22 protein-coding genes are annotated in these 22,704 nt (G+C 62.7%); 4 read left to right on the top strand and 18 right to left on the bottom strand.

Annotated elements, in window-relative coordinates; all coding sequences use genetic code 11:
• Positions 1-15 precede the first annotated feature (15 nt).
• Genes ACXAG6_RS02395 through ACXAG6_RS02385 form a run of 3 tightly spaced genes read left to right on the top strand, consistent with a single transcriptional unit; the run spans position 16 to position 4,194 of the window.
• Positions 16-1,050: a glycosyltransferase family 2 protein gene (locus ACXAG6_RS02395; RefSeq protein WP_475334663.1), complete on the top strand. Its 1,035-nt coding sequence runs from the start codon at positions 16-18 to the stop codon at positions 1,048-1,050.
• A complete protein-coding gene (locus ACXAG6_RS02390; protein ID WP_475337903.1) occupies positions 1,047-2,750 on the top strand; it encodes a DUF5927 domain-containing protein in 1,704 nt (567 codons plus the stop codon). Before ACXAG6_RS02395 ends, ACXAG6_RS02390 begins: the two co-directional genes overlap by 4 nt.
• A gap of 7 nt (positions 2,751-2,757) precedes the next feature.
• On the top strand, positions 2,758-4,194 hold the full coding sequence (locus tag ACXAG6_RS02385; protein WP_475334661.1) for a nodulation protein NodH: 1,437 nt from the start codon (positions 2,758-2,760) through the stop codon (positions 4,192-4,194).
• A gap of 7 nt (positions 4,195-4,201) precedes the next feature.
• On the opposite strand, the gene ACXAG6_RS02380 is transcribed toward ACXAG6_RS02385, so the two are convergent.
• The 9 genes from ACXAG6_RS02380 to ACXAG6_RS02340 all read right to left on the bottom strand — a co-directional run bounded on the left by ACXAG6_RS02380 (position 4,202) and on the right by ACXAG6_RS02340 (position 11,044).
• On the bottom strand, positions 4,202-4,666 hold the full coding sequence (locus ACXAG6_RS02380) for a PTS sugar transporter subunit IIA (protein WP_475334659.1): 465 nt from the start codon (positions 4,664-4,666) through the stop codon (positions 4,202-4,204).
• Positions 4,667-4,705: 39 nt separating this feature from the next.
• The gene (gene hpf / locus ACXAG6_RS02375; RefSeq protein WP_140012437.1) at positions 4,706-5,278 is read right to left on the bottom strand and encodes a ribosome hibernation-promoting factor, HPF/YfiA family; all 573 of its coding nucleotides are present in this window, start codon (positions 5,276-5,278) and stop codon (positions 4,706-4,708) included.
• A 108-nt stretch (positions 5,279-5,386) separates the two neighbouring features.
• Positions 5,387-6,694: an RNA polymerase factor sigma-54 gene (locus tag ACXAG6_RS02370; RefSeq protein ID WP_475334657.1), complete on the bottom strand. Its 1,308-nt coding sequence runs from the start codon at positions 6,692-6,694 to the stop codon at positions 5,387-5,389.
• 12 nt (positions 6,695-6,706) lie between these two features.
• Positions 6,707-7,483: an LPS export ABC transporter ATP-binding protein gene (gene lptB, locus ACXAG6_RS02365; RefSeq protein ID WP_475334654.1), complete on the bottom strand. Its 777-nt coding sequence runs from the start codon at positions 7,481-7,483 to the stop codon at positions 6,707-6,709.
• Entirely contained in the window at positions 7,480-7,983 is a 504-nt protein-coding gene (locus ACXAG6_RS02360) for an LptA/OstA family protein (RefSeq protein ID WP_475337902.1), read from the bottom strand. Before ACXAG6_RS02360 ends, lptB begins: the two co-directional genes overlap by 4 nt.
• 17 nt (positions 7,984-8,000) lie before the next feature.
• Complete coding sequence (gene lptC / locus ACXAG6_RS02355) at positions 8,001-8,618, bottom strand: LPS export ABC transporter periplasmic protein LptC (protein ID WP_475334652.1); 618 nt, start codon at positions 8,616-8,618, stop codon at positions 8,001-8,003.
• A gap of 16 nt (positions 8,619-8,634) precedes the next feature.
• On the bottom strand, positions 8,635-9,612 hold the full coding sequence (locus tag ACXAG6_RS02350) for a KpsF/GutQ family sugar-phosphate isomerase (RefSeq protein WP_475334651.1): 978 nt from the start codon (positions 9,610-9,612) through the stop codon (positions 8,635-8,637).
• A gap of 9 nt (positions 9,613-9,621) precedes the next feature.
• Positions 9,622-10,236 (bottom strand): ribonuclease D, encoded by a 615-nt coding sequence (locus ACXAG6_RS02345; RefSeq protein WP_475334649.1) that lies wholly within the window; start codon positions 10,234-10,236, stop codon positions 9,622-9,624.
• An 82-nt stretch (positions 10,237-10,318) separates the two neighbouring features.
• Positions 10,319-11,044 carry a lysozyme family protein gene (locus ACXAG6_RS02340; RefSeq protein ID WP_475334647.1) on the bottom strand — a complete coding sequence of 242 codons (726 nt, stop codon included), beginning with the start codon at positions 11,042-11,044 and terminating at the stop codon, positions 10,319-10,321.
• A gap of 221 nt (positions 11,045-11,265) precedes the next feature.
• Between ACXAG6_RS02340 and ACXAG6_RS02335 the strand changes: the two genes are divergently transcribed.
• Positions 11,266-12,177 carry a LysR family transcriptional regulator gene (locus ACXAG6_RS02335; RefSeq protein ID WP_475334645.1) on the top strand — a complete coding sequence of 304 codons (912 nt, stop codon included), beginning with the start codon at positions 11,266-11,268 and terminating at the stop codon, positions 12,175-12,177.
• 45 nt (positions 12,178-12,222) lie between these two features.
• Here ACXAG6_RS02335 and ACXAG6_RS02330 read toward each other — a convergent pair whose 3' ends face one another.
• From ACXAG6_RS02330 to ACXAG6_RS02290, 9 genes are all read right to left on the bottom strand, one after another.
• Entirely contained in the window at positions 12,223-13,110 is an 888-nt protein-coding gene (locus ACXAG6_RS02330; RefSeq protein ID WP_475334643.1) for a TauD/TfdA dioxygenase family protein, read from the bottom strand.
• 18 nt (positions 13,111-13,128) lie between these two features.
• Positions 13,129-14,445, bottom strand: a complete 1,317-nt coding sequence (locus tag ACXAG6_RS02325; RefSeq protein WP_475334641.1) for an FAD-dependent oxidoreductase — start codon at positions 14,443-14,445, stop codon at positions 13,129-13,131.
• Positions 14,446-14,504: 59 nt separating this feature from the next.
• Positions 14,505-16,493: a TRAP transporter permease gene (locus tag ACXAG6_RS02320; RefSeq protein ID WP_475334638.1), complete on the bottom strand. Its 1,989-nt coding sequence runs from the start codon at positions 16,491-16,493 to the stop codon at positions 14,505-14,507.
• 86 nt (positions 16,494-16,579) lie between these two features.
• Positions 16,580-17,779: a TAXI family TRAP transporter solute-binding subunit gene (locus tag ACXAG6_RS02315; protein WP_475334636.1), complete on the bottom strand. Its 1,200-nt coding sequence runs from the start codon at positions 17,777-17,779 to the stop codon at positions 16,580-16,582.
• Positions 17,780-17,876: 97 nt separating this feature from the next.
• A complete protein-coding gene (locus tag ACXAG6_RS02310; RefSeq protein ID WP_475334633.1) occupies positions 17,877-18,311 on the bottom strand; it encodes an aconitase X swivel domain-containing protein in 435 nt (144 codons plus the stop codon).
• Entirely contained in the window at positions 18,308-19,582 is a 1,275-nt protein-coding gene (locus ACXAG6_RS02305) for an aconitase X (protein ID WP_475334630.1), read from the bottom strand. The genes ACXAG6_RS02310 and ACXAG6_RS02305 overlap by 4 nt, the downstream gene beginning before the upstream one ends.
• Positions 19,583-19,703: 121 nt before the next feature.
• Positions 19,704-20,804: a TRAP transporter substrate-binding protein DctP gene (dctP, locus tag ACXAG6_RS02300; RefSeq protein WP_475334628.1), complete on the bottom strand. Its 1,101-nt coding sequence runs from the start codon at positions 20,802-20,804 to the stop codon at positions 19,704-19,706.
• Positions 20,805-20,825: 21 nt separating this feature from the next.
• Positions 20,826-22,136 carry a TRAP transporter large permease gene (locus ACXAG6_RS02295; protein ID WP_475334625.1) on the bottom strand — a complete coding sequence of 437 codons (1,311 nt, stop codon included), beginning with the start codon at positions 22,134-22,136 and terminating at the stop codon, positions 20,826-20,828.
• A gap of 1 nt (position 22,137) precedes the next feature.
• Positions 22,138-22,638, bottom strand: a complete 501-nt coding sequence (locus ACXAG6_RS02290; RefSeq protein ID WP_475334623.1) for a TRAP transporter small permease — start codon at positions 22,636-22,638, stop codon at positions 22,138-22,140.
• Positions 22,639-22,704: the final 66 nt, after the last annotated feature.

The raw sequence follows: 22,704 nt of genomic DNA, 5'->3' as shown, positions 1-22,704 counted from the left end.
TACCGCTTTGCCGCCATGCCTCCGGGGCGAAGGATTGAGTTGGGCGCTTTAAGATCATATCGCTTGCGGCTCCAGCGCAAACGCTGGCGCATTCGCGCGCTTCGCAAGCGGCGGGAATTGTCTGCAGTTGCCAACCGCACCGATTCTGTGAGGCCCGGCGATGTGCTGGCCTTTGTCACCCTCCGCAATGAGCGTATCCGCCTGCCTTACTTTCTGGAGTATTACCGCAAGCTCGGGGTGGCGCATTTCTTCATGGTCGACAACGGCTCCGAAGATGGCTCACGCGAGTATCTTGCGGATCAGCCCGATGTTTCGCTCTGGACCACCCAGCAAAGCTACAAACGCGCCCGTTTCGGTGTGGATTGGCTCAACTGGCTCCAACGCAAGTATGCGCACGGGCATTGGGCGCTGGTTGTCGATGTGGATGAGTTCTTCGTCTATCCCTTCTGCGATACCCGGCCCATACGTGCGCTGACCGACTGGCTCGATGCCTCTTCGATCAAGTCCTTCTCGGCGATGCTGCTCGATATGTATCCCAAGGGCCCGCTCGACGCGCTGCCCTATACCGAAGGGCAAAACCCGCTTGAGATCGCCTGTTATTTCGATAGCGGAAACTACCAGATCACCCGCAATCGGCTTTACGGTAACCTCTGGATACAAGGCGGCCCCCGCGCCCGCGCCTTCTTTGGCGATGCGCCAGAACGTGCCCCGGCGCTAAACAAGATTCCGCTGGTCAAATGGGATAAGCAATACACCTACGTCAGCTCCACCCACATGCTCCTGCCACGCGGGCTGAACCTTACCTATGATGAATGGGGCGGCGAGAAGGCCTCGGGCATTTTGCTCCATGCCAAGTTTCTCGATACCTTCACCGCCAAATCCGAGGAGGAGCTGGAGCGCGGCCAGCACTATGCGGCGAGCCATGAATACAAGGCCTATGCCCGCGTGCTGCGCGACAATCCCGACTTCTGGACAAAGTGGAGCGAGCGCTACATCAACTGGCGCCAGCTTGAAATTCTCGGCCTGATGTCAAAGGGAAACTGGGCCTGATGGTCGGCTTTGTGATGCTTGTGCATACCGCGCTTGACCGTGCCAGCCAAACCGCGCGGCACTGGGCCACGAGCGGCTGCCCTGTTGTCATCCACTGTGACCGGAAGGTTGACCGGAAAAGCTACGCAAAGCTCACCGAGTCCCTCGCAGACCTCAAAAATGTCAGCTTCAGCCCCCGTTACCGATGCGAGTGGGGGACGTGGAACATCGTCGCCGCAACTCAAAAGGCGGCCGAGATCATGCTGCAAAAGCATCCGGAGGTCGGCCACGTCTACCTCGCCTCCGGCTCCTGCCTGCCGCTGCGCCCGCTGCAAGAGCTGAAAGCCTACCTTAGGGCCCGCCCCCGTACCGACTTCATCGAAAGCGTGACGATCGAGGACGTTACATGGACGAAGGGCGGGTTTGACAGTGAGCGGTTCACGCTCCGCTTTCCCTTCTCATGGAAAAGGCAGCGTTTTCTGTTTGATCGCTACGTCGCACTGCAACGGCTGGTGCGGTTCAAGCGCAAGGTGCCCAAGGGGTTGGTGCCCCACCTCGGTTCGCAATGGTGGTGCCTCTCTCGTCCCACGCTTGAGGCCATTCTGACCGACCCAGACCGGCCCGTTTATGACCGCTACTTCAAGCGTGTGTGGATTCCGGATGAAAGCTATTTTCAGTCCATCGTCAGGGTCTATTCCGCTGAGGTCGAAAGCCGCTCGCTGACGCTTTCCAAGTTCGATTTTCAGGGCAAGCCCCACATTTTCTACGACGATCACCTGCAACTGCTCCGGCGGTCCGATTGCTTCGTTGCCCGCAAGATCTGGCCCCACGCCAATCGGCTTTACGCGTCCTTCCTGTCTAACGATCCGAAGGTGACCAAAAACGCCGAGCCGAACCCTTCCAAGATCGACCGGCTCTTTGCCAAAGCGGTAGACCGAAGGACGCGTGGGCGAATGGGGCTCTACATGCAGAGCCGTTTCCCCAACCAAGACTGGGAGAATGGCAAAACGGCAGAACCCTACTCGGTGTTTGAAGGGTTTTCCGAGCTCTTCTCAAACTTTGACACATGGCTTGGCAAGGCGGCAGGCGGCCGTGTGCACGGGCACCTCTTTGCCCCTGACCGGGCGCAGTTTGCAGGGGGTGAAACGGTTTACAACGGCGGGCTCTCCGATAGCGCCCTGTTGCGAGATCATAACCCGACAGCCTTCCTGACCAACCTTATCTGGAACACCCGTGGCGAGCGCCAGATGTTCCAGTTCGGTCCCGGCGATGCGCAGGATATCGAGTGGCTTATCGCCACCGACCCGAAGGCGCAGATTTCGGTCATCACCGGGGCCTGGGCTATCGGACTCTTCCGGCTTGGCATCAATTCTTCTGTTGTTCGCAAGGAAGCGGCGCGCCTGCAGGCCATTGAGGCCGCGCATCTTGATGTGCTGCGTTCCCCTCATGCCAAGGCAAGGGTGCGAATCTGGTCGCTGGCGGAGTTCATTGAAGACCCGATGAACAACCTCCAACTCATTATGGACGATATTATCCCCGGGGCCCGTCGCCGTCTCACCGCCGCACCGCTGATGGAAGATCTCAACGGGTTCGGCCAGTTCCTCCAGACTCTCAAGAATCAGGGGATGAACCCCTACCTCGCCGGCGATTTCCCGGTTGATCCGCAACTCGTGCCAACCTCGGCTGATGAGGCTCAGCGCCCCTATCTCGTAAAGAAGTAACCTGCTTATGAGCGACCGGTTCGACAGTTTCGTCATCTTCGGAGAGATGCGCACGGGTTCCAATTATCTTGAGGAGAATATCAACCGCTTTGAAGGGCTGTACTGCTACGGCGAGGCCTTCAATCCGCATTTCGTGGGGCATCACAACACCAAGGAGCTGTTTGATATGACCCTCGCCGCGCGCGAGGCCGATCCACTTCTGCTGCTCGAACGGATGAAGAAGAACACCAAGGGGCTGCCCGGCTTCCGCTTCTTCCACGACCATGACCCGCGCGTGCTGGAGGCCTGCCTGCCCGATCCGCGCTGCGCCAAGGTGATCCTCATCCGCAACCCGCTTGAAAGCTACGTCAGCCGCAAGATCGCTGCAGAAACCGGCCAATGGCGCCTGACCGATGCCAAGCACCGCCGCGATGCGAAGATTCGTTTCGATGGCGCGGAATTTGAAGAGCTGGTGGCCGAGCTGCAATCGTTTCAACTGCTGCTCCAGCACGAAATGCAGATCACGGGGCAAACCGGCTTTTACATCGCCTACGAGGATATAAACGACCTCGACGTGCTGAATGGCCTAGCAAAGTTTCTGGGGTGTGACACGCCGCTTGAAGAGCTCTCGACCAAGCTCAAAAAGCAAAACCCGGGCGGTCTTGAAGAGAAGGTGGCCAACTTCGACGATATGCAGGCCGCTTTGGCGAAAATCGACACCTTCGGCCTTACCCGCACCCCCAACTTCGAGCCGCGGCGCGGTGGCGTGGTGCCAACCTACCTCGCCTGCGCACTCAGCCCGATCCTCCATATGCCGGTGAAAGGTGCGACGCTCGGGCCGGTTGAGCGCTGGCTGGCGGCGCTTGATGGTGTGGAGCCCGATGCACTGCAACGCGGCTTCAACCAAAAGACCCTTCGCCAATGGCGGCGCAAGAACAAGGGCGCCCGCAGCTTTTCCGTTATCGCCCACCCGCTGCAGCGAGCGCACCGGGTTTTCTGCCATCACATCCTCCGGGCCGAGGGTGAGGGCGTTTTTACCAAGATCCGTCGCACGCTGCGTGAAGGATACAATGTGCCTTTGCCGGAGGGTGAGCCGGGGGATGACTATGATACCTCCGCCCACCACGCCGCCTTCCTTGGCTGGCTGAAGTTCTTGAAGGCCAACCTCGCCGGCCAGACTGGTACACGAATAGATGCGGCATGGGCCAGCCAGGCAGCGGTAATTCAGGGCTTCGCCGATCTGGGCTCGCCCGACATGATCATTCGGGAAGACCAGTTGGCGCTGGGCCTTTCGCACCTTCTGGCGCAATGCGAGGTAGAGACCTCACCACCGCTGGAATCGCTTGAGGATGAAGGCGCTTTGCTGCTCGATACGATCCTCGATGACGAGATCGAGCAGGCTGCGCTGGATGCCTACCAGCGCGATTACCTCAACTTCGGGTTCAAACGGCTGAAAAACAGCTGACGCGGGCTTAGGCGGCCTGCTGGCCCGGCGCTTCTGTCAGAATGGCATGCAGGGTCGCCGGGGCATCATTGGCGCGCAGCTTGCTGCAAACGCCGCTGTCCCGCAGGGTGCGCGAGACGAGGGCAAGCGCCTTGAGATGATCTACGCCCGAATCCTGAGGCGCGAAGAGCGCAAATACCAGATCAACAGGCTGGCGATCGACCGAGTCGAAATCCACGGCTTTCTCGATGCGCACAAATACGCCCACAACCCTGCCCAGACCGTCCAGCCGGGCGTGCGGCAAGGCAACGCCCCGGCCCACACCAGTGGGGCCGAGACTCTCGCGTTCCATCAAGGCATCGACCGAGCGCTGCGGCTCGAGCCCATAGGCGGACTGCGCAAGTTCTGCGAGCTGCTGAAACAGCCGCTTTTTGCTGCTCACACCCTGCAAGACCTTAACGGCCTCGGGCTTGAGGATTTTTTGCAGCTCCATGTCCTGCCCGGCCTTCCCGCCCCTTGAACGGGGCGTCACTCATTCCTGTTTGGTGTCGATCCAGCCAATGTTGCCGTCATCTCGACGGTAGACCACGTTAACACCACTATGCCCTTCATTTCGGAAGACCAGAACCGGGGCACCCTGAAGCTCCATCTGCATCACAGCCTCACCAACGGAGAGTGCAGGCACGCGGGCCTCCATCTCGGCGATGATCATGGGCTGAAGGCTCTCAGGTTCCTCGGTCTCGGTATCTTCCGATGCGGCGAGGATATACGAAGACGCGCCGATGAATTCAACCGGCTCCGTGCGGTCCTTGTGGTGGTCTTTCAGCCGTCGTTTATAACGCCTCAGCTGCTTTTCCATCTTGTCGCAACAGAGCTCGAAGGCCGAGTAGATTTCTGCCGCATGGGCCTTGGCTGATGCCGTCAGGCCGGTTGAGAGGTGGATCGTCGACTCACAAACAAACTCGTGGGCGCTTTTGGAAAAGATCACATTCGCATCGGTCGGTCGCTCGGCATATTTATCAACCACGGCACCAAGTCCGGATTGGACGTGTGTTTGCAGTGCTTCACCGATGTCGATCTGTTTTCCGCTGATTTGGTAGCGCATGGCACCTCCTGGGGGTCTCTTCGGGGTCTTCATCCCATCGGCAAGAGCACGGCACAACGCCATGCGTGCCGGTGGGCAATCTCTATGTAGTGTGGCTTGGCGGGCGTTTCAGCGAGCTCGGCGTCGCTCCGCTGACTGGGTCAGCAGGCGTCTGCGTTTGCTTGAGGGTGGTATGTTCAGGCATTTTCTGTATTTGGCGACAGTTCGCCGTGAGATGTCAACTCCATCCTGCTTCAACTTGCAGCAGATCTGCTCGTCAGAGAGCACCGCGCCGGGCGCTTCTGCGGCAACAAGACGCGAAATGGCGAGCTGTGCCGTATGGCTCGAAGTCGCCGGGTTACCCCCGGTTCGCAACGCCGCCGGAAAGAGTGAGTCGAGCTCGATGATCCTCCCGCGCCAGATGAGTGTCTTGCCCGAGATGGCCCGCCCAATGGTTGATTTGTGCAGTCCCAGCTGACCGGCAATCACGTTGCGGGTAAGCGGGGCAAGTGCATCACTTCGCCCGGTAAAGAAGGCGGCCTGCGCGTCGGCCACCGCCTTTCCGACAGCCAGCAGGGTCTTGCCCCTGTAGCGCACCGCCGAAATCAGCGCCCGTGCTTCGGCCAGATGCGCGGCCAGCTTTTCACCGCGCGCCTGTGCCAGCGCTTTGTCGAGTTTCAGCCGAGGCCCGTTGTCATTCACAAGCTCCACCCGAAGCCCGGCGGCCTCATCTTCGGTCACCAGCAGTTCGGGCACGCGCACGACAGGCTCTGCCATGTCAAAGGCGCGGCCGGGAGCCGGATCGAGTGAGCGAACCAAGGCAACGATCTCGGCGGCCTCGTCGCTGGTGAGGCCGAGCGCCGGGCCTATCAGCTCGGTCTGGCCCTTGCTGAAATAGGGCAGCCCCGCCAGCACCAGTTGCACCCTTTGCGGGGGCAGGCCGCTCTCTGTGAGTTGCAACTGGATGCACTGCATCAGGCTGAACACCCCCACCCCTGTGGGCTCGCAACTTTGAATCGCCTGCACTGCCAACCCGGCAACCCCTTTCGAAAGCCCGTGCTCTTCTGCAAGCGCGGCAACATCCGTCTGGGTAAAAAACCCACTCTCGTCGAGATCATAGGCCAGCCGCCGGGCCGCATCGTCGACCGCGGGTGAAAGGTCCATCAGGGCGATCTGCCCGCTCAGGTGCTCGCCAAGGCTGGGGCGCGCGGCAACGGTTTGAAGCGCAAGCTCGTAAGGGGTTGCGCCTTGGGCAGCGCTGGCGCCTCCTTCAAACGGCCTATAGATCAAAAAGGGATTATCGGCGGCAGCCTCGGCAATTACCTCCTCCAAGGCACCGCCCGTCAGCATCAAAATTCCGATGGATTGCTGGAGGGCAGGCGAAAGAGCGAGGCGCTGTGCCTGCTTCAGCTCAAGTCGGGTTTTCGGGCCGCTCATCCGGGCCCGCCGTCACATAATGCGGAAGCTGTCGCCGAGGTAGACACGGCGCACGTTCTCATCTTGCACCACCTCTTCAGCTGTCCCGCTCATCAGGATTTTACCGTCATGCAAGATGTAGGCCCGGTCCACGGTTTCCAGCGTTTCGCGCACGTTGTGATCGGTGATGAGCACGCCGATGCCCCGAGATTTAAGATCGGTCACAAGGTGGCGAATTTCGCCCACCGATATCGGATCGACGCCGGCGAATGGTTCATCCAGTAGCAGATACTTCGGGTCTGCGGCGAGGCAGCGGGCAATCTCCACACGTCGCCGCTCACCGCCCGACAGCGCCAGAGCCGGAGCGCGGCGAAGATGTTCGATGGCGAATTCCGAGAGAAGTTCTTCCAGCCGCTCGCGCCGCTTGTGCCTGTCGGCCTCTGCGATTTCGAGGATGGCCATGATGTTATCTTCCACGTTCAACCCGCGAAAGATCGACATTTCCTGCGGCAAGTAGCCGATGCCCAGCTTGGCACGGCGATACATTGGCAGGCTCGTCACCTCGCGCCCGTCAATTGTGATCTGCCCGCTCTCCGGCACGATCAGACCGGCAATCGCGTAAAAACAGGTGGTCTTGCCCGAGCCGTTGGGGCCCAGCAGGGCCACCACCTCGCCGCGGCCCAGATCCATGCTGACATCGCGAATGACGAGGCGCTTGCGGTAGCTCTTGCGCATGTTGGCCACGCGCAGCCCCGCATCACCACCGGCCACACGCAGGTCGGGCTTGGTATTGGTGTCAGTGTCGCTCAATTTTCGCTGTCCGAACGGAAGACGGTGCGCACGCGCCCCTCCATCACGCCGGTGCCCTTGTCGAGATCCACCACCATCTTCTGGCTTGAAAGCGCGTTCTGGCCCTGCGTGAGCAGAACGTCACCGGTCATCACAATCTGACTGGTGCCAATGGTATAAACGGCCTCCCGCGCCTCTGCCGCCTCGGCGCCGCTGACAAGCGTCACACCGCCGGTCGCGTGCAGTCGCTTCACCTTGCCGGTCGAGCTTTCGCCGCCCTCGTATTCAACTTCCACCATCGCAGCCGTCAGCCGCATTTCGCCCTGGCCAACCTTGACGTTGCCACGAAATACGGCCCGGCCGGTTTCTTGGTTGATCTGGAGCTGATCGGCGGCGATTTCCACCGGAAGCGAGCTGTCATGCTTCAGCGCCCCGAAGGCGACATTGGCACCCTGTGCATGGAGCGGGGCCGAGAGTCCGGCGAAAAGCACAAAAAGCCACGCAGTAAAGAGGCGCTTCAAAGTCACGGAGACAATTCCTATTCGGTTGGCGGGGTGTATACCAGCTTCACCCCATTCTTGAAAACCAGAAGGAATCCGCCGTCTTCGTTGGCGTCATCCGCCGGAGCCAGGCGCATGCTGCCCGCATCAAGCGTTCCGGCGGGGCCTTCAGCCTTCACCGGGCCGACCGATTCGATCTCGGTGCGCTCCAGAGCAGTGGTAATCTCATCCGAGGTGATCCGATAGCCGGATGGTGTGGTGATGATCACACCCCCACCGAGCACGGCTTGCCCTTCCTGCGTGTCGATCTGCCCGGAAAGAGACGAAAGCTCGTAGGTGCCGCCGCCTTCGGTTTCGAGTTGGGCGCGCAGATCCGTGGCCGAAACGCGATGCCCGTTCTCGGGATCGGGCCGGGCTGTGGTGGCGGCGATGGAAATAGCCGAGCCATCGCGGGTGACGCCCGAATAGTTTGGCGCGGATATGCGCTGCTCGCGGGCCAGTTCGTTCACGTCGACATCGGCGAAAGGGATCGAGCGGGTCGGGTCCACCGTGCGGGCAACCAGAAAGAGCGTCGAGAGCATGGCCAGCGCGGCCAGTGGCAACACGATCTTCGCCATTGAAACGAAGCGGGAATAGCTGTTGTCGTAAACCGACATCGCCGCGCTCCGCCGCTCAGGCCACGCCGGCGCGGAGACAATCGTGAATGTGCAAGAGCCCCTCCGCCCGACCATCGCTCGAAAGAACGAAAAGGCAGGTAATCTTACGGCTGTTCATCAACGCCAGTGCCTCAGCGGCGAGGGCATCGGGGCCGATGGTCAGGGGGTTATCGGTCATGACTTCATCCACGGTATGATCCAGAAGCCCGGACATGTGCCGGCGCAAGTCACCGTCGGTGACGATACCGTGAAGCCTACCATCCTGTGCGGCTACGCCTACCACGCCAAAACCGCTTTGGCTCATGGTAAGCAGGGCCTCGCTCATTGGCGTCCCCGGAGTGGCAAGAGGCAGCGCATCGTGGTTGTGCATGAGGTCTCGCACCTTGGCGAGACGCGCGCCCAGCTTGCCACCGGGGTGAAAGTCGCGAAACTTTTCTGGTGTGAAACGCCGGTGCTTCATGAGCGCCACCGCCAAGGCATCGCCCAGCGCCAGCGTCATCGTGGTTGACGTGGTTGGCACGATCCCTTCTTCGCAGGCCTCTTCGGCACCGGGCAACAGAATCGCGCAATCGGCGCTAGAGAGCAGTGTGCTCTCGGCTTTCGAGGCCACGCCGATGAGCGGGATGGCGAAGCGCCGGGTATAGCTGATCATATCAGCCAACTCGGGGGTTTCGCCGGAGTTGGAAAGCAGCAACGCTACATCGCCCTGGCTCATCATCCCAAGGTCGCCGTGGCTGGCCTCGGCGGGATGGACGAAATGCGCAGGCGTGCCGGTGGAGGCGAATGTGGCAGCAAGTTTGCGGGCGATATGTCCGGATTTGCCCATGCCAGACACGATGATCCGCCCCGGCGCGGCGAGGATCATTTCGCAGGCCTCGGCAAAGCCCGGCCCAAGCCCCTCAGCCAGCCGCGTTAGCCCCTCTGTCTCAAGGGCGATCACCCGCTTGCCCGCTTCAATGAGCGTGGCGGGGTTGAAGGGCTCCTGAATGTTCATCGCGTCAGCCTAATGGGCGAATATGTCGATTTCGGGCCAGCCGGCGAGGTCGAGCTTGGCACGGGTTGGCAGAAAGTCGAAGCAGGATTGTGCCAATTCGGTGCGCCCCTCGCGGGCCAGCCGTTCGTTCAGCACATCGCGCAGCTTGTGCAGGTGGAGCACATCGGAGGCGGCGTAGCTTTGCTGCGCCTCGGTCAGCTCGGGCGCACCCCAGTCGGAGCTTTGCTGCTGCTTTGAGATATCCACCCCGATTAGCTCCTGGCAAAGGTATTTCAGCCCGTGCCGGTCAGTGAAGGTGCGCACCAGTTTGGAAGCGATCTTGGTGCAATAGACGGGCGCGGCCAGTGCGCCGAAGGCATTGTACATCGCGGCAATATCAAACCGCCCAAAGTGGAAGAGCTTCAGAACATCAGGGTTCTCCAGCATCGCAGCAAGGTTGGGCGCTGCTGATTGGCCCTTTTCGATCTGCACCAGATGCGCCTCGCCGTCGCCGCCCGACATCTGCACAAGGCACAGCCTGTCACGATGCGGGTTGAGCCCCATCGTCTCGCAGTCGATGGCCACCACTGGGCCAAGGTCGAGCCCGTCTGGAAGGTCGTTTTTGTAGAGATGGGTCTTTGCCACGGTGGTTTGCCTTTTTATCCGTTTGAGCCGAGATAGGCCCTAACGGGTGCGAAATCAAATGCCGCAAACGTGGCAAATCCCGTCACTCAGGGAAGAATTTTGCCATTTCCGCCTCGAAGTGCCGCCAACTCATGGTCGCCTTGTTGCCCGCGTGCCCGTGGTAGTGGGATTTGCCCGATGAAGTGGGTAGCCCGGCCCAGATGGCGGCAAGGCGGTTCATGAAGGTTTTGCGGGGCATCTTGCCAGCCAGAAGCGCGCTGAGCCCTGCTTCTCGCAGCAACTGGTCGGCCAGCGCATCCTGCACGTCCGGGGTGAAGCGCGAGTTTGGCGGCGTGCCGAGATGGTCAACGAGGCGCCGGAGTGTGACAGGGATAAACTGATATCGCCCGATCGCGTGGTTCTGGCCGGGCGTGTCCTCGATCCATTCGTAAATTTCGGCAATGGTCAGCTCGGTCGGGCGGCGTGGTGGCTTCACCTTGGCGCTCAGAACAACAGCGTCATAGCCCGCCGCCCCGGCCTCGGCCTGAGCGATCAGCCCGCGAATCCACTCGGCATACACGGCCTCGGTCGTCCAGCCGCGACGTATTGGTGCTTCTCGCGCGGCCTCATCCCTCGCGCGCCGCTCCGGAAGGGGGGCAAAAAATCCGCCCTGTTGATTCCCGGCAAAAAGGCTCGGCCCCGGCCCAATTTCGGCCCCCACAGGCGCAACCAGCGGCCGTGCACCGCCAAAAAGCGGCTCGGCAGCATTGGCTGAGGTGGCAAGCAGGAGCGTAAACCAAAGAGCGATGAAAGCCGGGCGGTAAATCATTCAGCCTCATTCTGAGTGCGATCCGTCACGCCTGTTGTGGCAGGAAGAGTTTGAGGAATGGTTACGATGCGACTTCAGCTGCCAAGCAGGGCCATCGCCCAATTGGTGCGACTGAGCCTGAACCGTCATAGTGGCGCATAGAGCGTGCCCGCCGCGTTGCATTGCGCCGGCACTGCGCCCATGGTTGCGCGCGGGCCATCTTCAGCGAAAGGCACCCAGGCATGACGCTTCTTGTTGATATCAAGGCCTTTCTCGCCACGGCACGCACAGGCAGCTTTTCTGCCGCCGCGCGTGAAATCGGTGTCGCACCTTCGGTAATAACCAAGCGCGTGGGGCGGCTTGAAGCCCACATCGGCAACCGCCTTTTCATTCGCTCCACCCGTGCGCTGGTGATGACCGCCGAAGCCGACCGGCTGCGCCCGCGGTTGCAATTGCTGGTGAGCGAGTTGGAAGACACGCTGGTCGGGGCCGCACCGCCCGAGACGGGCCTAACGGGTCATTTGCGCATAAAGGCGCCCACCACCTTGGGCACGCTCTTCGCCGGGCGCTCCATTGCCCGTTTCATGGCGCAGAACCCGGCGATCACCACAGAGCTGATGCTGATCGACCGCGCGGTGAACCCGTTGGAGGAAGGTTTCGATATTGCTCTCGGCGGCCTGCCGCAAAGTTTTGCCAGCGTGCATGAGATGCCGCTGTGCTATTACCCGCGCGTGCTGGTGGCGACGCCCGAGTATCTGGCCGCCCATGGCACCCCACGCACCCCGGGCGATCTGCTGGAGCATCGCTGCATCATTTACGTTGCCGCCGGAATGACATGGTTTTTCGAGAGCGAGGGGGGGCCGATCTCGGTCACGGTAAACCCGGTTTTCACCGTCAACGATTCGCGCCTGCTGCACTTTGCGGCGCGTCATCACTTGGGCATCTGCATCGCGCCGGGATTTCTGGTGCAAGAAGATCTGGCGGAGGGCAGGCTGGTGGAGGTGCTGCCCGATTTTCCCGTCGTGCAACTTTGGTTCAAAGCAATGGTGCCCAACAACAAGTTGCACCGGCCCGAGGTGGCCGCTTTGCTGGAGTTTCTGAAGAAAGAGTTTGATGAAGCGCCATGGGAGCGCAAGCCCGTGCCGCCGCTCTGACGGCACGTTGCGCGGCGGGGCTGAGGGCCCCACCGCATTGCGATGTCAGGAGGCGAGCTGCAACTCCGGTGCGCGGTCGTCTAGCGTGGTTGTGCGGCGCAACTCGCGCGGCTCGTCGAGGTCGAAGTGGCGGCCCCGATGCAGCGTGGCGCGGTTGTCCCAAATCACGGTATCGCCGGTCTGCCACTTGTGGCGATAGATAAACTGCCTCTGGGTGGCGTGTTCCAGCAGGTCCGCCAGCATCATACGGCCCTCCGGCACAGTCATTCCATCAATCTGACGGGCATGAACGCCGATGAAGAGGTGCTTCCTTCCGGTCGCCGGGTTGGTGCGCACGATCGGCCACCACGCTGGCTGGATCGCCGCCTTCTGCTCGGCGTCATAGCTGTCGTCACCCAGCAAGAACCGCGAATGCAGCGCGTAGTGCTCGGCTTCTCTTCCGTCGAGGAAGGCCTTCATCCGATCGTCCAGCGCGTCATAGGCCGCCTTCAGATCGGCAAACTCCGTGTCGCCGCCCCAACTCGGGTTTTGCACCGAATGGAGCATGGAATATTTCGCCGCCGGCTTCTGAAACGAACTGTCGGAGTGCCACATCTGGTTGGCGATGTTGTTCAGAACCCGCTTGTCGGTGCGCGGCACCGGCTTGCCGTCTTTGCCGATGTTCGAGATGTCGCCCACCTCGGCATGGGTGACCTGAGTGTTGGTGTTCTTCTTGGCCACCACCTTCTTGAAGCCCTGATCGAGCGGGCCGAACTGGCGGGTGAAGGCGAGCTGCTCCTCAACGCTCATCGGCTGATTGCGGATCACGACGATGGAGTGCCGATCCATCAGCGCGTCGATCTCGGCAATCTCTGCGGGGCTCAGGGGGGCGAGCACATCCAGCCCATCGGTGATCTCGACGCCAAAGCCGTTTTCTAGCTGTCTGGTATCCATAGTCATTCTCCTCTCATCCTAAGGGGCAACACCATCGGTGCGGGTCAGGTTGTCGGAAAGCCGCTCTTGGAGTGCGGCCATGTCGAGCTGGTGCACGGAGCCGGAGCCGGCGAGGTCCAGCGCTTGGGCAGCGGCCATGCCCTGCGCCATGCAGGGGCCCATCACCCGGACCGAGCTGAGCGCCGCCGGGTCGCCATCGATGCAGCGACCCACGGCGACGAGGTTGTCGGCCTCTGGGCAGATCATCGAGCCGAAGGGAATGTAGTGCGTGTGGTTCTCGTCGAAGGTGTTCCACACGAAGCCCTCGGGCGCGTTGTGCAGCTCGATCGGCCATGCAGTGCGGCCGATCGCGTCGTCAAACTTTTTCTGCCCCACCACCTCGTCGACCACGAGATGATGCGCGCCCTTGATCCAGCGGGTCTGGCGGATGCCCGGGAAGCCGTAGTTGCGTACCCGGATATTGCCAAAGAACTCGGGATACTCGGCCTTGAGCAGCTCGATCCCCCTGTCCACCTGCTCCTTGCCGAACTGGCCCACCTTCGAGGCTTCCAGCGGGTCAAGCGGGGTTTCCATGTGGGTCATGTTCAGCACTGCCACATCCTTGCCGGGGAAGTAGAAGGCTATGCCGCCGTGGCGCAGCAGACCGTAGTCCTTGGCCTTCTGCGCGATGCGCTCGGAGAGTTCGTCGCGCTCCGGCGGCTCGACCTCCAAGTTCAGTCCCTCCACCACGCATTGCTGGGTGCCATACACCTTCTCATCCGGCTCGCGGCACTCCAGCCCGGCCAGATAGGCCAGCGCGGCGTCGCCCGAGCAATCGGCGAAGCCCTCGGCGCGCACGGTCACGTCGCCGTAGCGGGTGACCAGTTTGGCCGCCGTGATCCGCCGCCCGTCCCGTTCCACCTCGCGCAGGATCGCACCGGTGATCGGGAGGACGCCTGCCTTGTCCAGCGAGGTCTCGACCCAGCGGGACAGGGCGACCTCGTTGTAATGCACTACGGTCGTCATCGGGCCGTGGCGGTAAAAGCAGGCGTCGTTGGCCTCGAGGTAGGCCAGCATCTCGTCGGCGATGCCGAAGGTGTAGCGGTGGCCGTGGGTGCCGTTCTGGTAGAGGCCGCAGAAGGTTCCGATGATGGAGTTCACCGCCTGCCCGCCGAGCGCCGGGAGGCCGTCAACGATGGCGACCTTCTTGCCCAGCTTGGCGGCTTCCAGCGCCGTGGTGGTGCCGGAGATGCCCGCGCCGATCACGCAGAGGTCGACCTCCAACTCGCGGTGCAGGACATCGCCGGTGTGGCGCACCACCGTCGTGGCGGGGTTGATCGGGCGACCGTAGGACATGCGTGTAGACTCCGTTGAATTTTGGTTCGTCGTGGTGCGGGCGGCGGGCCGCCCGCGTGTCAGGTTGCGCCGGCGGGCGCCTCTCGCGGTGCGGCGCGGCTGCCCAGGAGCACCAGGGCTGCGGCGAGCGCGAGGCCGATGGCGGTGCTGGTCCATTCGGGGAAGCCAATCAGCAAACCACAGCCGAAGAGCGGCCATCGTGCCCAGCCCACAAGCCTGCCGCGCCAGGGCACGTAGCCCTCGGAGGCGGCGGCGATGGTGATGACGGCGAGGATGTTGAGCGCGGTCCAGGCGATAGTGAGGTAGAACGGCCCCTGCAGGATCAGCGCCGGCTCGAAGAGGAAGAAGATCGGCACGAAGTAGAGCACGATACCGAGCCGCGCCGCGTGGACGCTGGTCTTTATCGGGTCGCTGTCGGAGATCCGCGAGGCGAGGAAGGCGGCCAGCGCCACCGGCGGGGTAATCGCCGCGAGCGAGGCGTAATAGGCGATGAAGAGGTGGATCGCGAGGGTGTTGAGGCCCGCGATCTGCTCGAGCGCCGGGGCGAGGGTGAGCGCCAGCATCAGGTAGGCCGCGACGATCATGCCGAGCATCCCGAAGATCAGGCAGACGCCGATGCCGATGGCGAGCACGGGCACGAGGCCGTCACCGCCCATCCGCACCAGCGAAGCAGCGATCACCGGGGCCACGCCGGTGGCCATCAGCCCGCCGAGGATGAAGCTGGTGGGCAGCAGCAGGCCCATGGTCTGGCTGAGCAGTTTGGTGACCTGGTAGAACAGTTCGGGGATGCGGCCGAGCTTGATCCGCAGGCGTGGGTGCAGGGTGGTCAGCACCAGCAGCAGGGCGGAGGCATAGAAGGGCGTCAGCCGCTCCCAGCGCATGAAGACGAGGCCCCAGACGAGGAAGGCGAGCACCACGATGAAGGGCCAACCGTCCTTGAGGACGCGGCCCACGCGGGGCAGGTCGGCCCGCTTAAGGCCTTTGAGGCCGTTGCGTGCGGCAAAGCCATCAACGTGGCAGTAGAGGCCGAAGTAGTAGAGCAGCGAGGGGATCAGAGCGGCGAGCACGATCACGCGGTATTCGGTGTTGGTGAAGTCGGCCATGATGAAAGCCACCGCGCCCATGACCGGCGGCATCAACATGCCGCCGGTGGAGGCGCAGGCCTCCAGCGCGCCGGCGTAGTGGCCGGGGAAGCCCGCCTTCTTCATGCTGGGGATCGTCACCGAGCCGGTGGAGACCACATTACCGAAGATCGAGCCGGAAAGGGAGCCGAAGAAACCAGAGGCCAGCACCGAGACTTTGGCCGCACCGCCGCGGGACGTCCCCATCAGCGCCATCGCCAAGTTGAGGAAGAAATCGGCCGCACCGGTGGCGACCATCAGGGCGGCGAGGATCAGGAAGCCGATGATCAGCTCGCCAACCACCCGGGTCACCACACCCAGCATCGCGTCGCCGGAGAAAACGTTGAAGGCGATGGTGCGGGAGAGCGTCGTCGGCGGACCCCAGAGGATGCCCGGCATATAGTAGGCGTAGACCGGGTAAAGCGCGAGAGCAATGCAGATGACAAGGAAGATGTAGCCGCCCGAACGCCGCGCAGCCTCAAGCACCAGCACAAAAATCGAGGCCGCGACCACGAGTTGCCAAGTCTCCTTGACCGGCACCCAAGTGCCGAACACCAGCCCGCGCGCCTGATATGCCATGAAAAGCGTCAGCCCGCAGATCGCGATGGCGGGCAGGTAGCTGGCCCAGGTCACCCGACCCTCACTCGCCCAAGCCGGCAGCAGCAGGTAGACCACAGGCAGGAAAGCGGCCATCAGTAAGAAGTAGTAGGTGAGGTCCAGCATCGGGACGATGGCGAAAATATATGCCACCGAAAGCGCGACCCCACCGGCCGACATTACCAGCACCAAGGCTCGGACCCAGAGCGGCATCGACAGCCAGCGCTCCTCGGCCTGATCGCGAAAGCTCTGCGGCACGGCGGCTGCGGCTGCGGCAGCTTCGGCCTCATCGGCGAGAGCGCTGGATTGGGGTGTCTGGTCGGTGCTCATGTCTGGCCCTTTGACGCGATGTCGGGTGGAAACTTTGGAGATTTAGCCGCCCGCGTCTTCGGGGAACGCGGGCGGCAGGGGAGGGCTCACTCGATCGAGAGAACCATCTCGCCGTAGGTTTTGCCGCCGCTCGCGGCGTCGCGCTTGGTGGTCCAGAGCTCGGCAAATTCAGCACTGTCGGGCGACACGTCGATGCCCTTTTCCTCGGCTTCCGCCAGGGTTTCTTCCCAGAGCGCCACGCGGGCCTTGGCCATGTCTACTAGCTTGTCTTGCCGGGCCTGATGCGCGTCGGTCCAGACGCCTTTTTCCTTCAAGTAGCGGATTGCGCCATCATGGATCGGTTGGAGCGCGCCCACGTTCAGAAAGCTCTCCAGGCTCGCCATCGACATCATCTTGGCGTGGGTAAAGTCCTTCTCGAAATCGCCATGATGTTCGTCGAGCCACTTGGCGAGCTGGTACACGAATTCTGCGTCGCCGTCGGCCAGCACGTGATTGGCCTGATAGGCATGATCCATGTAGAGGCCCTGAGAGCTCGGCACGCCGGAGCTAATCTCGATCGGCACGTAGCCCGGCTGGATCGCCCGGTAGCGGTCAAAGGCCTCGGGGTCATCCTCTCGCTTGGGCAAGGCCAGCCAGCGGATGCCTTGGGGGTTGGCCTCGGCCTCGTAGCTGGTGCCTGAGAGCGGCGAGGTGAAGGTCACATCGGCGCGGCCCTCGACAGTGATCCTAGTGTTGGCACCATAGTTGCCGACTTCCACCAATTCAACGTCGTCGCGGGTGAGCCCGCGGTAGGCCAGCAGTGCATCCACACCAGCGACCAAGAAGGAGGACGACGGTGAGAAGGCGATGCGTGTGCCGGGGCCTATGTCGTCAAAACTCTGGATCGCGCTGTCGCCGCGCACCATGTAGCCCCACGGCGTGATCATGTTCATCACCGCCACGCGGCTATCGGAGGGGCCGCTGGTGGGGGTGGCATACCCTTCGTTGGCGTCCATCAGGTCGAAATAGTCGCTGGCCTGGACCATCGCCACGAGGCCCTCGCCTGTGTTGAGCCACTCGGCACGGGCGTAGCCGTTGGGTGCAGGTAAAACCCGGGCACGGCTCTCGGTCTGCGCCGAGAACTCGGCGGTCCAGGCGACGGCGAGCGAGTGGTTGGCGGTGCCGACGATGGGGGTGACCACCGAGAAGTATTCGGGCCATGCATAGTCCTGAGCAGTGGCGCTTGCTGTGGTCAGTCCCATTGCAAGGGCGGCACCTGCGAGCAGGTGAGTTGCGCGTTTCAACATCTGTCTTGTCTCCTCCTTGTTGTGCGGGGCGGGTCTGCCCCATTGGTCCGGCGTATCCGGCGCAGCACCCTCCCAGGCGCGCCGGTCCGGTATTTTCTCAGCCCGGCGGCTTGATGATGGTCACGCTGGCCGCATCGGCATCGACCTCCACCACATCGCCGGTTTCGATAAGCTCGAAGGGGTCGCCATCGAGGTCCGTCACCGTAGGCACCCGTGTCACCACCGCGCCGAGCGCGATCTTGGTGGTCATCCGTGTAACGATCATCGCCGCGGGGGCGGTGCCATTCAGGCGGCACATGTGGAAATAGGCCGACCAGCCCGACGAGCCCTTGGCGCCTGGAAAAACCAGCACCTTGCCAGCAAAGCTCTGCCCGTTCAGCTCGTGGTGCAGTTCGATCACCGAGCCGTCGCGCTCGTTGATCCCGCCCCAACCCGAGATGGTCTGACGCGTCACCAGCGCCTCGGCGCGGGCCTTGCCGCCCACCACCTTGCGGCCGCGGAGCGTCACGGTGCGGGGGCGGGTCGTGGTCATTGCACCACCCCCAACCACTCGCCCGCCACGGCGCTGTCGACGCATTGTTGGACCGAGCCGAACCAGCCCTGCACCTTGCCGATGGCGGGCAGATAGTGCGCCTGTTTGGCGCTGTCGGTGGCGATGACGCGCACGCCCTTGGGCATCCGCCGCGAAATCGAAGGACAGGTATCCGACATGACCTCACCGCCAGCGGCACGGATGATATCGGTGTAGCCGGAGCGATCCGCGATCTGCCGGATGGCCCGGGGAGTATGCACCCAAAGCGCTGTGTCGGGGTGGATCTTCCGCCCATCAAGCAACTCGGCCACCAGCGACATCTGCTCAATCGAGTTGTGCGGGCAGCCCAGCATGACGAAATCGAGCTTGCGATCGGTGGCATTTTGCAGCCGCGCCCATGTCCGCCGCTTTTCGGCCTCGCCGAAGACGATCGCCTCGGGCCGGTCGGCCCCGCCAAAGGCTGCGTCCATCGTCGGCGCCTCGGGGGTGATCCCCGGCATGTGATACATCTCCACCCCGCCCGATGACGCGGCGGCGGCGCCGAAGTGCTTCAGCTTCATGAGGTCGGGCAGATGGGTGAGGCCATCGAATGCGGGCTTGTTCTCTTCCACCTCGAAGCCGGTGAAATAGCCGAGCACGCCCCAGTCGGCCATGTCGTCCACCTCGGTCTCTACCCGGATCAGCCGGTTGGCGTGGCGGTTCTCGGGCAGGTGCAGGCCCCAGTATGGGATGCGGCCAGTCAGCCCTGCGGCGCCGGTGCTCTCCTTGCCCTCGACGTTGGTGCGCGCGCCCAGCACCGAGTTGCAGTAGATCACCGCAGAGCTTTCCATCCAGGCGCAATGCTCGCCCTGCACCGGCACGTTGCCGACCTGATAGGGCGTGCAGGTGCACATCATGTTGACGCCGCGCTTACCAAGGTACTTCTCGCCCGCACGCTGCATCTCCACCAGCGCCGGGTCGGCGCCTTGGAGTTCGTGGTTGTCGAGGTCGATGCCGGTGATCAGTTGGCAGGTGGGCACCGCCATACGCGGTACGTCCACGACCTCGTCACTGTCGAGGTTCAGCTCTGAGAAGACCTTGTCGAAGCCCTCCTCGGCGAGGGCGCGCACAGAGGGCGTCGAGGCGTTGTAGGCGCCCGCAACATTGCGGGTCTCTACCAAGCGCTCGGCACCGAGCGCCTCGCCGTATCGGGTGAGCAAGTCCATCGCGCGGGCAACGGCAGGGCCTTTTTCGCCGTCGCGCATGGCCTTCTCGGCATCTGTGAGCTGCATTTCTCCTCCCCGGGAATGCTGGCTGTTGGATCAGGCTAGTGGCAGCGACTTCCCGTGATAAGGCCGAAAAGCGAGTATCAGCTTTTGCGTTTCGAGAAAAATTGCCGCCACACCCTTTGCGTCAGTCGAGCTTGCTGTAAACCTCGTCGTAGAGGGCCTGCGCGAAGGCCTCGCGGTCATGCCCGGTGTCGGCGACGATCCCCTCCCACTTGGCCAGCGCTGTCCTGAATGCCTCGATCTGCTCGGCGTAGCCTTCCAGCCCGATGTCGGCGGCATAGGCGGCGATCAGCTCCTCATCCACGGCGGACGGCGCCAGGGCATCGGCGAGCGTGTCGTCTCCCTTGTGGAAGGTGACACCCTGTGCCTCGGCCTTGTCGCGCGAAACTTGGGCAAGGGCTTCCTGCCCAATCATCATATCGGCGACCGCATAAGTGATTTCGCGCAGCATTAAGTCGCGGTGCTCTTCGGAGAGGTCGTTCCAGGTTTCGGTGCTGAAGGCCATCAGCGACATGCCCCGCACGGTGCCCAGCGGCGCCTCGGTGATGTCGGTTACGATGCCCTCAAGACCGTAGGAGGAATACCAGTCCATCGAAGCCAGCACGCAATCCAGCTGGTTGCGCTGCAGCCCTTCCGCCATCTCAGGGGACGGAATGTTGGAGGGAACGGCCGAGAGGCGCTCGAGACGAGGCCCCATGATTCCGGTCGTCTTGACCCGCAAGCCGTCAAGATCGGCGAGCGAGGCCACGGGCGTGGTGCATTGCAGCACGAAGGGCGTGGTGGAATAGGCCCCGAGAATCCGAGCGCCGGCCTCGGCATATTCCTCCACGCAGCTCGGGCAGTTGAGCAGCATCGCCTCGCTGACCGCGCCGGCGATGGCGAAGGGATCGGTGCCGTAGACCGCCATGTTGGCGTAGTTCACGACGGAGGGGATATCGGAGGGATACCAGTGCGGCACCACCATGCCCCCATCCGCGATGCCGTCCTCGATCCCCTCGAGGATCGCTCGGGCACCGAGCAATTGGCCGAGCGGAAAGACGGTGAAGTTCAGCTCGCCGTCGGTGGCCTCGCGCAGCCGCTCGAACATAGGTTCGAGCGAGGCATTCAGTGAGGGATGCTGGGTGCCGACGAAGGCCGCGTAGCGCAGGTCGCGTGCCTGCAAGCCCGGAGCCGTCAAGGCCAGCGCGAGCGCGGCGGCCAGGTAAGTCCTCAATCTGAAACGCATAGTTTCCTCCCTTGCGATGTGTCAGACACCCAGCCCGTTGGCCAGGACCAGTGAGATTTCAGGAAAGCCGATGAGCAGGGCCATGATGATGACCTCGCAGACCAGAAACCACGTCACCCCGCGAAAGATGTCGCCCAGAGGCACCTCGCCTCCGAGTGCGCTTTTCACGACGTAGACGTTGAGGCCCACGGGCGGAGTCAACAGGCCGATCTCGATGTATTTCACCACGATGACGCCGAGCCAGATCAGGTCTGCGTCGACGGCTTTGAAGACCGGCAGGATGATCGGCAGGCTGATGAGCATCACGCCAAGCGGATCGAGAAACATGCCAAGGACCAGAAAGAGAAGCGAGGCGGCAAGCACGAGCAGCAGGTAGTTGTCGGCGAAGCCCGAAAAGCTGCGGCCCAGCGTGGTCGAGATGCCCGTAAGAGCGAGAAACTTGGTGAAGATGATCGCGCCCATGGCGACAAAGAAAATCCGCGCGGTGCTGCCCAGCGTCTCCATCAGCGAGCCGGCAATGAGGCGCCACGAGAAGCCACCGGCCAGCAGCGCCGCAAAGAGCGACAGGAGCACGCCAAGCGCTGCCGCTTCGGTCGCCGTGACGATGCCGCCGTAGATGCCGCCCAGCACGCCGAAGAAGATCAGCGGCAACGGCCAGACGGGGGCGAGGCTTGCAACCCTTTCGCGCAGGCTGGCGCGGGTGGCGAGGCCCGGCGCTAGGGCCGGATCACGCCAGCTGAGGAGCATGATCATGGCGATGTAGACCGCCAGCGTCAGCAGCCCGGGAAGGATGCCGGCGACGAGCATCTTGGCAATCGAGACCTCGGCGAAGATCGCGTAGAGGATCATCAGGATGCTGGGCGGGATCAGCGCGCCAAGGGTGCCTGCGCTCGCCACGCATCCGGAAGCTAGCTTGCGGTTGTATCCGGCACGCAGCATCTCCGGCACCGAGAGGCGTGCCATCGCAGCCGCGGTGGCCATGCTGGAACCCGACATGGCGGCAAAGCCCGCCGACGCCACGTTGGTGGCGACGGCCAGACCGCCGGGGAGCGTACCCATCCAGAGGCGGGCCGAGTTGTAAACGTGCCCGGCCAGCCCGGAGCGCTGGATCACGCTGCCCATGAGAAGAAAGAGCGGAATGGCCGAGAGCGACCAGCTTGCGGTGAACTCGAAAGGCGTCGTCTCTAGGATGCCGACCATCGGGCGATAGCCGATCTGCATGTAGATCCCCACGGCCCCGACGAGGCCGAGCGCCACCCCGACCGGAAACTCCAGCGCGACCAGCAGCAGAACGACGCCGAAGCCCGCAAAGCCGATCCAGAGCCCATCCATTTCAGGCCCTCCACTCGGCGGGTGCATCCGCCCCCTGGCTGCCAAGGCAGCGCAGCGTGTAGCGCAGGGTCAGAACGGCGAAGGCGAGCGCGACGGTCCAGCGCCCCGGCCAGACCAGAAAGTAGCCCGTCGAGGTCTCCCAGATTTCGCCATCGAGCGTCTTATCCCAGGCCTGCGCGGTGGAGAGCCAGGCCAGGAAGCCGAGGCAGAGCGCCGTGACGCCGTTGAACACCCGCGACATCGCGCGGCGAAGCGAGTCTGGCAGCAGCGAGGTAAAGGCATCGACGCTGATGTGCCCTTCCCGCCCCTCGGCCCAAGGCAGGGCGCAGAAGACCAGCGCAACCATGTACCAGGCCGAGACGAAGGTGATCGTTTGCAGCTGCGCGTTCACGCCGGACAGGCGCAGAACGACTTCCAGCGTGACATGGCCCAACATCAGGGTCAAAACCGCCGTGGCGATGACCATGAGCACGGTGTCGAGCAACCCTATCAGCCGGATCATCGCGCTCTCGCCCGGTTGCATGCGCCCGGTCTGCGCGCAGAATTCAAAATACTTGCCATAATAATT

Source organism: Vannielia sp. ABF1_015, assembly GCF_056160745.1.
This window is presented reverse-complemented; position numbering and strand designations above follow the sequence as displayed.

Excerpts from the sequence above, each read along its gene's own strand:
- dctP (WP_475334628.1), bottom strand. The coding sequence starts at position 20,804 with ATGCGTTTCAGATTGAGGACTTACCTGGCCGCCGCGCTCGCGCTGGCC.
- lptC (WP_475334652.1), bottom strand. The coding sequence starts at position 8,618 with ATGTCGGTTTACGACAACAGCTATTCCCGCTTCGTTTCAATGGCGAAG.
- ACXAG6_RS02325 (WP_475334641.1), bottom strand. The coding sequence starts at position 14,445 with ATGTCCTACGGTCGCCCGATCAACCCCGCCACGACGGTGGTGCGCCAC.
- ACXAG6_RS02330 (WP_475334643.1), bottom strand. The coding sequence starts at position 13,110 with ATGGATACCAGACAGCTAGAAAACGGCTTTGGCGTCGAGATCACCGAT.
- ACXAG6_RS02290 (WP_475334623.1), bottom strand. The coding sequence starts at position 22,638 with ATGATCCGGCTGATAGGGTTGCTCGACACCGTGCTCATGGTCATCGCC.
- ACXAG6_RS02320 (WP_475334638.1), bottom strand. The coding sequence starts at position 16,493 with ATGAGCACCGACCAGACACCCCAATCCAGCGCTCTCGCCGATGAGGCC.
- ACXAG6_RS02310 (WP_475334633.1), bottom strand. The coding sequence starts at position 18,311 with ATGACCACGACCCGCCCCCGCACCGTGACGCTCCGCGGCCGCAAGGTG.
- ACXAG6_RS02350 (WP_475334651.1), bottom strand. The coding sequence starts at position 9,612 with ATGAACATTCAGGAGCCCTTCAACCCCGCCACGCTCATTGAAGCGGGC.
- ACXAG6_RS02385 (WP_475334661.1), top strand. The coding sequence starts at position 2,758 with ATGAGCGACCGGTTCGACAGTTTCGTCATCTTCGGAGAGATGCGCACG.
- ACXAG6_RS02340 (WP_475334647.1), bottom strand. The coding sequence starts at position 11,044 with ATGATTTACCGCCCGGCTTTCATCGCTCTTTGGTTTACGCTCCTGCTT.
- hpf (WP_140012437.1), bottom strand. The coding sequence starts at position 5,278 with ATGCGCTACCAAATCAGCGGAAAACAGATCGACATCGGTGAAGCACTG.
- ACXAG6_RS02315 (WP_475334636.1), bottom strand. The coding sequence starts at position 17,779 with ATGTTGAAACGCGCAACTCACCTGCTCGCAGGTGCCGCCCTTGCAATG.
- ACXAG6_RS02370 (WP_475334657.1), bottom strand. The coding sequence starts at position 6,694 with ATGAGCGGCCCGAAAACCCGACTTGAGCTGAAGCAGGCACAGCGCCTC.
- ACXAG6_RS02335 (WP_475334645.1), top strand. The coding sequence starts at position 11,266 with ATGACGCTTCTTGTTGATATCAAGGCCTTTCTCGCCACGGCACGCACA.
- ACXAG6_RS02395 (WP_475334663.1), top strand. The coding sequence starts at position 16 with ATGCCTCCGGGGCGAAGGATTGAGTTGGGCGCTTTAAGATCATATCGC.
- ACXAG6_RS02305 (WP_475334630.1), bottom strand. The coding sequence starts at position 19,582 with ATGCAGCTCACAGATGCCGAGAAGGCCATGCGCGACGGCGAAAAAGGC.
- ACXAG6_RS02295 (WP_475334625.1), bottom strand. The coding sequence starts at position 22,136 with ATGGATGGGCTCTGGATCGGCTTTGCGGGCTTCGGCGTCGTTCTGCTG.
- ACXAG6_RS02380 (WP_475334659.1), bottom strand. The coding sequence starts at position 4,666 with ATGGAGCTGCAAAAAATCCTCAAGCCCGAGGCCGTTAAGGTCTTGCAG.